Raw genomic sequence first — 12,049 nt, forward strand, 5'->3', positions numbered from 1 at the left:
CTCTACTATCCTCTTTTAATTTTTACACCGAGATACATACAAAAGAACTGAGGTGAAAAGATGTTAGCCTATACAATGCGACGCTTGCTTATGTTAATCCCAGTTTTATTAGGTATGACTTTAATTACATTTTCAATCGTCCATTTAATACCAGGTAATCCAGCACAGGTTATTTTAGGAGAAACAGCAACACAATCTGCAATCGATGACTTAGAAAGACAAATGGGTTTGACAGAACCGTATCTTGTTCAATACGGGGTGTATCTAGCTGATGTATTTCAAGGTGACTTAGGCCAATCACTTAGAACTAGAGGTAGTATAACTAATGAAATTGGACCACGTATTGCTGCAACATTTGAGTTAACATTTTTCGCGATGCTATGGGCTGTTTTTGTAGGAATTAATGCCGGAATTATTAGTGCTTGGAGACAAAACTCTTGGTTTGATTTCCTTGCAATGTTTTTTGCTCTAGTCGGAGTTTCTATGCCTATTTTCTGGCTGGCATTAATGGAACAGTGGTTATTTGCTCAAGAATTAGGTTGGCTACCGGCTTATGGAAGGCAAAGTAGTGTTGATCCGATTGAACCAATTACTTATTTCTTTGTCATAGACTCTATCCTTCATATGGAATTTGATCGACTAGTCACCGTTCTTAGACACTTAGTATTACCAGCCATTGCATTAGGTACTATACCTATGGCAATTATCGCTCGTATGACACGTTCAAGTATGCTTGAGGTAATGAAGTCTGATTATGTAAGAACTGTACGAGCAAAAGGTTCAGGGCAGTTTATCGTAATTTATAAACATGCGTTACGTAATGCACTTATACCTGTTCTTACAGTTATTGGCTTACAAACTGGTGTGCTTTTAGGTGGAGCGATTCTTACAGAAACAATCTTTAGTTGGCCTGGTATTGGTAGGTATGTATACGAAGGAATCAACTACCGAGATTATCCAGTCATTCAGTCAGGAATACTTGTTGTTGCTTTTCTTTTCGTCATAATAAATTTAATTGTGGATCTTTTATATGCTTTCATTGATCCAAGAATTAAGTATTAGGGGGATAAAATATGAATACAAAAGATGACAAACAACATTCAGAGCAATTAGTATCTAACCCCGCAAAATTGAAACAGCAACAGGTGGAAGCTGAAGAGATGGAAGTTATTTCACCTTGGAAGGATACCTTAAAACAACTACGAAAAAATAGATTAGCAATAGCTGGTTTTATTATCATTGCATTTTTTATTGTGGTTGGATTAGTTGCACCATTTTTAACGCCATATACATTTTCAGAGCAAGACCCAGTAAACAGGTTACAGAGTCCTAATATGGACCACTGGTTAGGTACTGATCACCTTGGTCGTGATATATTCACAAGAATCGCACATGGAGCAAGAATTTCCTTAATGGTAGGATTCTTCGCGGTCACAGGGGCACTGCTCTTTGGCACATTATTTGGAATCATAGCGGGGTACTATGGTCGCTGGATTGATATGCTAATCTCAAGAATATTTGATATACTATTAGCATTTCCAAGTATTCTCTTAGCAATTGCGGTTGTAGCAATATTAGGTGCTTCTTTACAGAATGCGCTGATTGCAATTGCAATTATCAATATACCTATATTCGGACGTCTAGTGCGGTCTAAAGTAATAAGCTTAAGGGAAGAGGAATTTATTTTAGCCGCCAAAGCACAAGGAATGAAAAGCGGACGGATATTGCGGCACCATATTCTCCCTAATAGCTTGGCACCGATTATAGTTCAAGGGACGTTAGGGTTTGGTACTGCAATCTTAGAAGCAGCAGCACTTGGCTTTTTAGGTTTAGGTGCTCAACCACCAACTCCTGAATGGGGGAAAATGCTGGCGGATTCAAGAGATTTCATTCAACTAGCTCCGTGGACGTTGATCTTCCCAGGGGTATCGATTATGTTAGTGGTATTAGGATTTAATTTAATAGGGGATGGGTTGCGAGACGCACTTGACCCTAAAATGAAAAATTAGATATTTAGCTTAGAAGAGTGATATGCCCTGCTTCATTGGGCACGTTCACTTTTCTAAGCTTTTTTTTATTTTCAACAATTTTATTAACGATTTCAAATAGGGTCGAGTAATTATGGATATTGTTGTATACTATGAGTTGACTAGAGACCCTATATGAGGTGAATGAAATGTGGGATAAAATACAAATATTCGGTTTTCGTGCGCTATGGAGTCCGGAGATTATTATAATTACAGTCGTATTAGCGTTGCTTTACTTCTTATTTACTGGACCACTTAAACATAAAGCAGGCCTTAGTGAAGGACCTACTAAAGTTCAACAAATTCAAGTGTACTCAGCTTTAATATTATTTTATATTATTAAGGGATCACCTATGTATTTGTTATCTCATATTGTCTTAATGGCACATATGGGGCAAATGGCTATTTTCTATTTAGTTATTCCTGTATTGATTATTAAAGGTCTACCAGAAATTTGGTGGAGAAAAATCTTTAATGTATCAGGTTTAAAGCATGTACTTAATTTGATGACAAAACCATTAATTGCAACACTGACTTTCAATGGATTGTTTTCTATTTATCACATTCCGACGATATTAGATTTCTCAAAGACTAGTAACTGGTATCATTGGCCATTAATGCTTATTATTTTGTTTGCAGCATTTTTATTCTGGTGGCCACTCTTAACACCTTTCAAAGAAAAGGTATTAATGAAGCCTTTATACAAAGTATTATATATATTTGGTAGTGGAATGTTAATCACCCCAGCATGTGCTTTAATCATATTTGCCAATGAACCATTATATGCCACTTATTCTGAACCAGATGCGTTTATGACGGCAATGGCACTTTGTGTTCCTACCAGTGTGTTATCTGGAATGAATTTAGGAGGACCGCAAGTCTTTCTAAACATGCCACTTTTATATGACCAGGCAGCAGCAGGGATTATTATGAAGGTAGGGCAAGAGTTTATATATGGTGTAATTTTAGCAAGGGTATTCTATGGCTGGTACCATAGCGAATCAAGTAGAGGAATTGATCCATTACCATCTCAACAATCGATGAACGCAAATATAGAAAGAGGTTGAAGTAGTTATGCCATTTTTACCAACAATCAGTACCTTCTTTATCGTGTTAAGTGCGGTACTCGTAGCAATTGGCTGGGTGTTTATTGCCAAACAAAAATATAAAGCACATAAAAGAACAATGACAGCAGCTGCAATTGCAGCATTGACATTCTTTATATTATACGTATCTAGAACTGCCATATTAGGTAATACAAGCTTTGGTGGACCAGAAGAGATGCAGACATTTTATACAACATTTATGATCTTTCACATATTCTTAGCAACTACAGGTGGTGTATTTGGTCTAGTCACCTTGTATCTTGCTTTTAAACGAAAAATTAGTAAACACCGTAAGATCGGTCCAGTAACTAGTATTATTTGGTTTTTCACAGCAATTACAGGAGTAATCGTATATTTGTTGCTTTACGTAATATACGATGGTGGTCATAGTACAAATGTATTCCGAGCAATTTTTGGCGGATAATATAATAAAAAAGAATGGAGATTAATATCTCCATTCTTTTTTTATTTAAAATTTTAAATTCCATTTGATAATCCCAGCTTCTCTTGCTGAATTGAATATGATTACTACAATCGGTCCAAGGAAGAAACCGAGAATACCTATTAACTGCAAACCAATATACATGGCAATTAAAGTTGGGAGTGGCTTCAGTCCAATGTGGTGGCCCATAATTTTCGGTTCAATAGTTCTTCTAATTGTGAGTAGCACGATGGCTAAAATCCCAAGCTGAGTACCCATCAGTAGATCTCCTGTTAAAAACATATAAAGGGACCATGGTGCTAGAATAATTATTGACCCTATAATCGGGATTAAGTCGACCAACCAAATAATAATCGACATAATCAGTGCGATCTCTGGAGTTATAATGAGTAAAGTAATAAAGGTAACAATAAAAATGATGAGACTTACTAAAAACTGTGCCTTTAAAAACCCTATTAAAACATAAGCTAGTCTGGCATTCATAAATTTGAATTTTTCTTGTGTTTGTTCGGTCATCATGCCATACATTTTATTCCTTAGATTAGGTAAATCTAACATGAATAAGAATAGTGCGATCAAATAAACAATGAAGCTTATTAAAAAGTCTGGAACTTTTAAGATCATTTGAGCAATATTATCAATTTGGATATATTCCATTATCTGAACTTCTAATGATTGTAGGTTGTCTGTAATAGTGGTCTCAACTTCTTGCACAAATGTTTCCGGCCAATCTTCTGTAAAAGCTTCAATATCACTTTGTAAATTCAGAAGTACTGTTTCTACATTACTGATATAGGTTGGTGCGTTCTCAGTTAATTTTACAACTTGACCGATTGCTTTCGTGGTAGTGTATGTGCCAATTGTACCTAAAATTAATAAGAATATAAGAAAAATAATTGTAACAGCTAATGTTCTCTTAAATCTAAATCTTCTCATTAGTAATCGAATAAGTGGATTAAAGAATAACGCTGTGAAAAAAGCTAAAATTAATGGTATGGAAATTGGTAGTATAAAGTATCCTACAACGAGTAGAGCAATAAGAGTAAATAGTATTGTCCACTGTCGTTTCGTTATGTTTTTCAGCAATTCAACGGAAGTCTCCTTTCGAATTTACATAAATTACTTTAGGAGTATCTCCGCTCACTAAAATATATAAACTATGTGAAGCGGAAAGTTTGGTTCGAGTTTTAAAAAGTGACCTTAGTATATTACTAAGATCACTTATTTTAAATAATGTTAGATTAACAAATAAATTTATTGAATTGCTTCTTCTTGAAATGCTTTTAGATCTGCTTCAACTTTCTTTAACACACGCTCTACTTTATCCATCACAGTCGATGGGAATTCTTCACCTTCACCGTATTCTACACCGTGTGGGTAATAGTGCTTTCCAAGTAGAGGTGTGTACAATTTAATAACAGCAGTACCACTATCTACATTACCTTCTGTTGCAAGCCCGTTAATGCGTAAGAAATACGTTACATTTTTTTCAGGAGAATTCATTTTGTAGTCGTAAGTTACTCGTTCATAATCCCATTGACCCGCAAGGACAAAACCATTCTTCTCCATTACATACGTTAACGCGTCATATGGTAGTACGAAACCTTCTATTGAATATTTTTCAATCTTCATATTGGTCACCTCTTTAAATTTCTTCTAAGTTAAATTAATCATATTATGAATTGAATAATTAATCAATTATTTATGTGCATTTCATCACATATGTAACAAAGTTTTCGATAATTAATTTTTAACTCGTAACACCAACAAGGGTGTAAACGTAAAATATCATAAATATTGTTCATAGGAGGAATTGTTTTGTCTGAGAGTAAATTACCTGCCGAAATAGAAGAGTTTAAGAATTATGTATTAGATCATCCTCAAGTAATGAAAGACGTGCAAGCACAACACACAGATTGGCAAAGGATGTTTGAGCAATGGAGGCGTGATGGGGAATACCATTTGTCTCATCAGGGTACAAATAATAATACTCAAGATCAATTTGCTTGGAGAGAGATGATGGATAAGTTAAGTTCTTTGGATTTAGATAAAGTGGAAAAAAATATAGCACAACTAACAAAAACGATTTCCCACATACAAGAACTAACACATCAGTATAAAGGAAATAAACAATCTTCATTTAGAAGGCCACGTGGTTTTTAGTGTAAGTGAATGTTTTATAGCGGACTTCTTTATAATATGGTAATTATTTAAGGAATTTGTTAATATTGATATATGGAGGTGTCGAGATGTATGTTAATGAGGAAATTATTGATGTTTTAGAACATGCAGAGATGCTAGGTAAGAAAATCAAACAGTCAGAGGACTATCATATATATAAGCAAGACCAAGATGAATTATATGCTGATGATACAGCGAATAAGCTAATCAATCAGTTTCACCAAATGAAAGAAGACTATGATGATGTCCAGCGTTTTGGTAGATACCACCCTGACTATAGTAAAATTATGAAAGAGATTAGACAAGTGAAGCGTGATCTAGATATGCATGACACGGTTGCAACATTTAAACAATCAGAAACGAGCTTTCAATCATTATTAGATGATGTTTCAGAGTTAGTTGCTCACGCTATTAGCCATAACATTAAGGCACCTAGAGATGGGTTAGCTCTTAAGGATTCAGGAGATGGTTGTGGTTGTGGTAGCGGTGGACAATGTGGTTGTGCTTCCTAGCATATAGTGAACGGAGGGAATATGCATGTTTGTAGAAAGACAAGGGATTGTAGTTTGGTTTAAACATATGAAACATTTAAGAAAATTAAGAAGATACGGACATGTCATCTTTGCTTCGAAACGTTTGAAGTACGCTATCATTTACATGAACAGAGATGAAGTAGAGGATAAGATAGAAATGATACAAAACCTTCATTTTGTCAAGAAAGTTGAGCGTTCTTATAAGCCAGATGTGGACCTTGTGTATGAAAAGGATCCTAAAGCCAAAGAAAAAGCTGATGTAGAACACTTATATCATTCAGGGTGAATAGTTCACCCTGAATTTTTATTATTTTATTTTAGATCGTAGTGTTTAGTTTGAATTATAGTGGAGGCAATAGATGGTTCAATCGTAATACAGAAGTTAATTGTCGAAAGTACAATTCTTCTTCATGAAAAGCATCTACTTTTGGGACATCCATCTGTATAAGAGGTAAGTTATATGATTTACTTAAGCTTTGAAATTGATCGAATCTACTATTTTTAATGCCTGTTTGGGGCTTTGGAATACCTTCTAAACAAATATAAATTGGTTGGAAATTTCCTAAAGTTGTTGATTTAAATAAAGCTGCAATTGATGTGAGTTCTGGTTCTGCTTTATAAGTATGAAAAGCAAGGAGGTAGTTAACTCTAGTAGGCATAGCCTCAATTAAAGTAAAGAGTTCATAAACATCCCCATAACCATGACCAAGTTTAATAAAATGCTGTGACATCTCATATCGTCTCCTATAAAAGATTTGAATTAACTGTAGCATTAGTTTAGCATTTTGAAAATAAAACATAGAATAAAAATCAGTAATTTGGTAAAATAATAGCGAAATACATAAGAATTAAATGTGGGGTTCAAGGGCGGTTAATATATGCAAAAGATATTTGGGATCATAATTATTATGTCATCAATTAGTGTTTTATTAGCTTTCTACCATTGGTCTGCACTAGATGAAACTACAAGTGAAGCTAACCAGACACAAGATGATCGCATTCGAGTAATGGAACATGAGACATCTCTATCTGTTACCCATTCCATGTATGATATTCCAACAAGTACATATGAAGTCAATTTTCCGGAAGAAGCGGAACAAAGGAATTGCTATCTTAATGATGAACCCTGTAAAGTGACGGATGGCAAAGTAGAAATGGAAGAGAGAGGGAACTTAGAGTTTACATATCTATATCCTAAAAAAGAAGATAACGAAGCGTTGTTCTATATTGATAGACTAGGTGTTGAATTACAGTCTGAAGAAGGAACATTGGAGAGAAACTTTAGAGTATCTATGGCGAGTGAAAAAAACTTTTCAAACACTTGGGCTTCTTTTAATCCACCTATTCTTGAGTCTGAAAGAGAAAATATTAACTATTTTGAATGGACCTTTGAATCATTTGAACCTCTTGTTTTATTGCAAATAGAAGAACTATATGCACATTACAATCATATTGACGGCCTTAATATATACTCAACGATTCCTATTGATCAACAGTTGTTTGAAGATAGTAAGAGTCCTTTTTTAGAAAGTCAAAACCATTTATTTGTTATTGATCCAGATAAATCAGAAACAGTTCAGGAGAATTTCTCCTTATTAAATACAATGGAGAAAAGAAAGATAGCTTCTCATTTGCTTCAAAGTCATATTATATCGGAACATCAATTTGAAGAGTCAAATAGGTGGATGCTCGATATATTATCAGATGTAATTTTCTTAACTGAACAAGTAAATAATGAACAAGTAAATGCAGTTAAAAACCACTTGCTTGATGGTTTAGAAGAGCATGAAAAAGGTCAGCTAATTGAATTACTGTACACCTATGATTATTCTAATCCCAATATGGTTGAATCAATGGATGAGATTCTCAGTGTATTAAAAGGATATCAGACGTCGTTTTTCTCTATCAACAATAACTCTAAAAGTTCCGTACCTCTTTATGGATTAGACCAAAGAGAAGTTGAAATTGGCGAAGAAAACAAGCGGTCAGAATGGAATCAAGTAATTTATAGAGATAATAGCTACCTTCCATTAGCAGAGGTTGTAGATGACTTTGATATGAATCTCGTCGCATTAAATGCAGGAAACGAATTATTTATTGAGTTTGAAGGAAAAAGATATAGGTTTTACCCTAATAGAGATATGTATTTAATTGATGAAGAACGTCATGGTCTACAGAATAATATGTTGGTTAATCTAAATGAACAAATATTTATAGAATCAGAAAGTTTTAGTAATATTTTTCCGTTTGAAATTACTACTTCGAGTGAAAAGGTAACAATTCAATAAAAAAAAGGCTCTTTTCAAAAATGAAAAGAGCCCAACTTCTTGTGTGAGCAAGAAGTTCAAAAAGGGAGAGGAGAAACCGGAAGAAGATCTTATGGGGAAAGATAAGACCTCTCCGAAAGAACGGAATTCCTCTTAAACCGTTCCTACAATCATTATGAACATAAAATATGCTTTTTATTCAAAAAAACTTGAAAGATTGTGATTCTCATGCGTATTGTCTCTGGAAAATATAAAGGTCATCGTTTGAAAGCGGTGCCACATAATAAGACAAGGCCTACTGCTGATAAGGTGAAGGAATCATTATTTCATTCTATAGGCCCTTTTTTTAATGAAGGTAAAGGTCTTGATTTGTTCGCTGGAAGTGGTAATCTAGGTCTTGAAGCTTTAAGTAGAGGATTGGATCATGTTGTATTTGTTGATCATGATTATCAATCTGTACAGACGATTAAAGCGAATATTAAAGCTCTACAATTAGAATTACAGACAGAAGTATACAAAAACGATGCCTATCGTGCACTAAAGGCCGCAGCTAAAAGAGAGAAGAAGTTTGATTATGTATTTCTTGATCCACCTTATGAAAAAATTTCTTATTATAATTTAATGGAAACCTTGAAGTCTCAAAACCTGTTAAGTGAAGGGGCGACTATCATCTGCGAACATGCTCAAGGTGATGAACTTCCTAAATCTACAGAGACATTTAAGATCATTAAACAAATTAACCATAGTAATGTAATTGCTAATACGATCTATCGTTATAATTCTAGGAGGTAACATAATGAATAAAACTGCTATATGCCCAGGAAGTTTTGATCCAATTACAAACGGACACTTAGATATTATCCAAAGAGGTGCAAAAGTGTTTGACCATGTTATTGTCGCAGTGTTTAATAATCAATCCAAAGCTCCATTATTTGATGTAGAAGAACGCTTAGAATTGATAAGGGAAGCAACAGCGGACATTCCAAATGTTTCTGTTGATGTAAGTAGAGGTTTATTAGTAGACTATGCAAAAGAGAAAAATGCAGACGCGATTTTACGTGGTTTAAGGGCTGTAAGTGACTTTGAATATGAAATGCAGATCACTTCTATGAACCGAAAATTGAACGAAAATATAGAAACCTTTTTCATGATGACCAATAATCAGTATTCATTCTTAAGTTCAAGTATTGTAAAAGAAGCAGCTCGTTATCATTCTGATGTATCAGACTTAGTCCCATTGGAAGTTAACAAAGCTTTAATAAAGAAGTTCGCGTAATACATATTCAATACAAAATATTTAAATCGAATTTCTTTTTATGCACTACCCTTTGGAGGATTACAGAGCCTTCTCAAAGGGTAGTTTTTTTATCTTCTAGTTCCGCAAATAAGTTGTAGTAATGATCAAAAGTATAGCGGCTGATATAGAAAATAGAGTTATAAGCGGGCCATACATGGTTAACCATTCATATGTCAGTGCCCAGATATTAGTGGAGTCTAGATCTGTTGAAACAGGCAGGTGTGGACTGATAGATGCCTTTTTATTTGCATATAGTGGCTGGAATAATAAGAGAGTTAACAGGATAGCGAAAAATATATGAATAAACCTTCCTAATAAATAAGGAAAAAAACGAATATCTGAAGTAGATATGATGCTCGCAACCTGTGCTTGAATGGAAAACCCATTAAAAGCTAAGACTATACCTACGAATAAAAATTGCACAAGTAAACTTACATCATCCGCCTGAGCGATCATTTGCGTTCCTAAAGTAATTTCAAATATTCCACTAATCAATGGATAAGATATATTTTCTGATAAATTAATCGAACGCAGCCCGTAGTTAATAAAATGACTAATAAAGTCTGTTATTCCTAAAATAAATAAAAGCTTATTAATAACTGAAAATAATACAATAAATCCACCAATCATACACAAGGTCGTGATGGAAGACATAACAGCTTCACCTAATATTTTTCCAAGCGGTTGTTTTTGTGCTAATCGACTTTGGTGCAAAATACGAATAGCTTTTCTTATTTTGTTGGACTCATGTCTTACCAAACCTCGCTCTTCATTATTATACATATAAAACCTCATACAAATACCAGTTAAGATACACGCTACATAGTGGCATGTGGCGATTAACACGCCTGCTTGTGGATCGTGAAAAAACCCGACTGCAATCGCCCCAAAAATAAATAACGGGTTGGATGCATTTGTAAATGCTATTAGTCGTTCTGCTTCAATTCTTGATAAAAGTTGTTCTTCTCTTAAACGAGTGGCCATCTTAGCTCCAGAAGGGTAGCCACTGGACAACCCCATCCCTAAAACGACTCCTCCAGCTCCAGGCACGTTAAATAGTGGACGCATGAAAGGTTCTAAAAGTACACCAATGAACTTAACTATTCCAAATGCCAGGAGCAATTCTGTTACTATGAAAAAAGGAAGCAAGGATGGAAAAACGATTTCTAACCATAGATTAATCCCTCTAATGGATGCTTCAAAAGTTTCTTCTGGTTCTAAGAGTATAGCAACTGCTAAGAATACGGTCATACACGTGTAAATGACGGTTTTAAGCTTTTCAATCATCGCTTGTCCCCCTGAAGAATGTATAGCTGTACGAATATATGTGCAAGTAGTAAAATACGATTACATGAGTGTATGGTTCAGCTTTTAAATTATATGTTGTACGAAACACTTTAGAAGGAGTGAAAAGTGTGACTCGACCAAAAATAGGTTTAGCACTTGGTTCCGGTGGTGCTAGAGGCTTTTCTCATATAGGTGTCATAAAAACACTTCTAGATCATGATATTCCAATAGATTTAATTGCTGGTAGTAGCATGGGGGCGTTGGTTGGATCATTTTATGGGGCGGGTCAACGAATAGAAAATATTTATAACTTAGCTTTAACTTTTAAGAAAAAATATTTTATGGATATTACTGTACCTAAAATGGGATTACTTCACGGAGAACGAATAAAGTCTTATATTCGGATGTTCACGTATGAAAAGAAATTAGAAGAATTTAATATTCCAGTTCACGTTATTGCTACAGATGTCTATGACGGTTCAAAAGTTGTATTTAAAGAAGGGGATGCTTCTACTGCAGTTCGAGCTAGCATTTCTATTCCAGGTATATTTGTACCTGAAAAAGTAGATGGTCGTTTGTTAATTGATGGCGGGGTAATTGATCGTGTTCCTATTGCAGAAGTGAGGGAAATGGGAGCGGATATTATTATTGCTGTGGATTGTTCCAAGTTTGAAGAAAACAAAGACATTTATTCAATTTATGATATTATTATGCAGAGTATTGATATTATGCAAGATGAAATCACAAGTCATAGGATGATGGATGCTGATTTCGTTTTAAGACCTGAAGTGTTTAAATATAGCTCAAGAGATTACACCAATACAAGTGAAATAATTGCAGCAGGGGAGTTTGAAGCAAAGCAGTATGTAAAACAAATTCAGCAAAAGATAAAAGATTGGAAGGAATAAT

General features: G+C 34.5%; 15 protein-coding genes. 11 read left to right on the forward strand and 4 right to left on the reverse strand.

Features of this window, described 5'->3' with window-relative positions:
- Nucleotides 1–60: 60 nt before the first annotated feature.
- From G532_RS0100885 to G532_RS0100900, 4 genes are all read left to right on the forward strand, one after another.
- Complete coding sequence (locus tag G532_RS0100885) at nucleotides 61–1,062, forward strand: ABC transporter permease (protein WP_027963075.1); 1,002 nt, start codon at nucleotides 61–63, stop codon at nucleotides 1,060–1,062.
- 98 nt (nucleotides 1,063–1,160) lie between these two features.
- Nucleotides 1,161–2,009, forward strand: a complete 849-nt coding sequence (locus G532_RS0100890; RefSeq protein ID WP_051189023.1) for an ABC transporter permease — start codon at nucleotides 1,161–1,163, stop codon at nucleotides 2,007–2,009.
- Nucleotides 2,010–2,176: 167 nt separating this feature from the next.
- Nucleotides 2,177–3,094, forward strand: a complete 918-nt coding sequence (gene ctaG, locus G532_RS0100895; RefSeq protein ID WP_027963077.1) for a cytochrome c oxidase assembly factor CtaG — start codon at nucleotides 2,177–2,179, stop codon at nucleotides 3,092–3,094.
- Between the two features lie 7 nt (nucleotides 3,095–3,101).
- Nucleotides 3,102–3,557 carry a DUF420 domain-containing protein gene (locus tag G532_RS0100900; protein WP_027963078.1) on the forward strand — a complete coding sequence of 152 codons (456 nt, stop codon included), beginning with the start codon at nucleotides 3,102–3,104 and terminating at the stop codon, nucleotides 3,555–3,557.
- A gap of 45 nt (nucleotides 3,558–3,602) precedes the next feature.
- Here the strand turns inward: G532_RS0100900 and ytvI are convergent, their stop codons facing one another.
- Nucleotides 3,603–4,661: a sporulation integral membrane protein YtvI gene (ytvI, locus tag G532_RS0100905; RefSeq protein WP_027963079.1), complete on the reverse strand. Its 1,059-nt coding sequence runs from the start codon at nucleotides 4,659–4,661 to the stop codon at nucleotides 3,603–3,605.
- A gap of 168 nt (nucleotides 4,662–4,829) precedes the next feature.
- Nucleotides 4,830–5,207, reverse strand: coding sequence for a YugN family protein (locus tag G532_RS0100910; RefSeq protein ID WP_027963080.1), 378 nt, complete (start codon nucleotides 5,205–5,207; stop codon nucleotides 4,830–4,832).
- A 186-nt stretch (nucleotides 5,208–5,393) separates the two neighbouring features.
- Between G532_RS0100910 and ylbD the strand changes: the two genes are divergently transcribed.
- The 3 genes from ylbD to G532_RS0100925 all read left to right on the forward strand — a co-directional run bounded on the left by ylbD (nucleotide 5,394) and on the right by G532_RS0100925 (nucleotide 6,575).
- Nucleotides 5,394–5,738: a spore coat protein YlbD gene (gene ylbD / locus G532_RS0100915; RefSeq protein WP_027963081.1), complete on the forward strand. Its 345-nt coding sequence runs from the start codon at nucleotides 5,394–5,396 to the stop codon at nucleotides 5,736–5,738.
- 86 nt (nucleotides 5,739–5,824) lie between these two features.
- Nucleotides 5,825–6,268: a YlbF/YmcA family competence regulator gene (locus tag G532_RS0100920; protein ID WP_027963082.1), complete on the forward strand. Its 444-nt coding sequence runs from the start codon at nucleotides 5,825–5,827 to the stop codon at nucleotides 6,266–6,268.
- A 25-nt stretch (nucleotides 6,269–6,293) separates the two neighbouring features.
- A complete protein-coding gene (locus tag G532_RS0100925; protein WP_027963083.1) occupies nucleotides 6,294–6,575 on the forward strand; it encodes a YlbG family protein in 282 nt (93 codons plus the stop codon).
- A gap of 55 nt (nucleotides 6,576–6,630) precedes the next feature.
- Here G532_RS0100925 and G532_RS0100930 read toward each other — a convergent pair whose 3' ends face one another.
- Nucleotides 6,631–7,020, reverse strand: coding sequence for a DUF7147 family protein (locus G532_RS0100930; RefSeq protein ID WP_027963084.1), 390 nt, complete (start codon nucleotides 7,018–7,020; stop codon nucleotides 6,631–6,633).
- A gap of 147 nt (nucleotides 7,021–7,167) precedes the next feature.
- Here G532_RS0100930 and G532_RS0100935 point away from each other — a divergent pair, with 147 nt between their 5' ends.
- From G532_RS0100935 to coaD, 3 genes are all read left to right on the forward strand, one after another.
- Nucleotides 7,168–8,577: a hypothetical protein gene (locus G532_RS0100935; protein WP_027963085.1), complete on the forward strand. Its 1,410-nt coding sequence runs from the start codon at nucleotides 7,168–7,170 to the stop codon at nucleotides 8,575–8,577.
- A gap of 207 nt (nucleotides 8,578–8,784) precedes the next feature.
- Nucleotides 8,785–9,348 (forward strand): 16S rRNA (guanine(966)-N(2))-methyltransferase RsmD, encoded by a 564-nt coding sequence (gene rsmD / locus G532_RS0100940; protein WP_027963086.1) that lies wholly within the window; start codon nucleotides 8,785–8,787, stop codon nucleotides 9,346–9,348.
- Nucleotides 9,349–9,352: 4 nt separating this feature from the next.
- Nucleotides 9,353–9,832, forward strand: coding sequence for a pantetheine-phosphate adenylyltransferase (gene coaD, locus G532_RS0100945; protein ID WP_027963087.1), 480 nt, complete (start codon nucleotides 9,353–9,355; stop codon nucleotides 9,830–9,832).
- A 96-nt stretch (nucleotides 9,833–9,928) separates the two neighbouring features.
- Here the strand turns inward: coaD and ylbJ are convergent, their stop codons facing one another.
- Nucleotides 9,929–11,140, reverse strand: coding sequence for a sporulation integral membrane protein YlbJ (ylbJ, locus tag G532_RS0100950; protein WP_027963088.1), 1,212 nt, complete (start codon nucleotides 11,138–11,140; stop codon nucleotides 9,929–9,931).
- Nucleotides 11,141–11,259: 119 nt separating this feature from the next.
- Here ylbJ and G532_RS0100955 point away from each other — a divergent pair, with 119 nt between their 5' ends.
- A complete protein-coding gene (locus G532_RS0100955; protein WP_211220347.1) occupies nucleotides 11,260–12,048 on the forward strand; it encodes a patatin-like phospholipase family protein in 789 nt (262 codons plus the stop codon).
- Nucleotide 12,049 lies beyond the last annotated feature (1 nt).

The sequence above is a fragment of the Halalkalibacillus halophilus DSM 18494 genome (genome assembly GCF_000423105.1).
Classification (GTDB): domain Bacteria; phylum Bacillota; class Bacilli; order Bacillales; family Alkalibacillaceae; genus Halalkalibacillus; species Halalkalibacillus halophilus.

Bases quoted from the DNA above. Each gene is read 5' to 3' on its own strand.
- G532_RS0100885 (WP_027963075.1), top strand. From the start codon at position 61: ATGTTAGCCTATACAATGCGACGCTTGCTTATGTTAATCCCAGTTTTA.
- G532_RS0100890 (WP_051189023.1), top strand. From the start codon at position 1,161: ATGGAAGTTATTTCACCTTGGAAGGATACCTTAAAACAACTACGAAAA.
- ctaG (WP_027963077.1), top strand. From the start codon at position 2,177: ATGTGGGATAAAATACAAATATTCGGTTTTCGTGCGCTATGGAGTCCG.
- G532_RS0100900 (WP_027963078.1), top strand. From the start codon at position 3,102: ATGCCATTTTTACCAACAATCAGTACCTTCTTTATCGTGTTAAGTGCG.
- G532_RS0100910 (WP_027963080.1), bottom strand. From the start codon at position 5,207: ATGAAGATTGAAAAATATTCAATAGAAGGTTTCGTACTACCATATGAC.
- G532_RS0100920 (WP_027963082.1), top strand. From the start codon at position 5,825: ATGTATGTTAATGAGGAAATTATTGATGTTTTAGAACATGCAGAGATG.
- G532_RS0100925 (WP_027963083.1), top strand. From the start codon at position 6,294: ATGTTTGTAGAAAGACAAGGGATTGTAGTTTGGTTTAAACATATGAAA.
- G532_RS0100930 (WP_027963084.1), bottom strand. From the start codon at position 7,020: ATGTCACAGCATTTTATTAAACTTGGTCATGGTTATGGGGATGTTTAT.
- G532_RS0100935 (WP_027963085.1), top strand. From the start codon at position 7,168: ATGCAAAAGATATTTGGGATCATAATTATTATGTCATCAATTAGTGTT.
- rsmD (WP_027963086.1), top strand. From the start codon at position 8,785: ATGCGTATTGTCTCTGGAAAATATAAAGGTCATCGTTTGAAAGCGGTG.
- coaD (WP_027963087.1), top strand. From the start codon at position 9,353: ATGAATAAAACTGCTATATGCCCAGGAAGTTTTGATCCAATTACAAAC.
- ylbJ (WP_027963088.1), bottom strand. From the start codon at position 11,140: ATGATTGAAAAGCTTAAAACCGTCATTTACACGTGTATGACCGTATTC.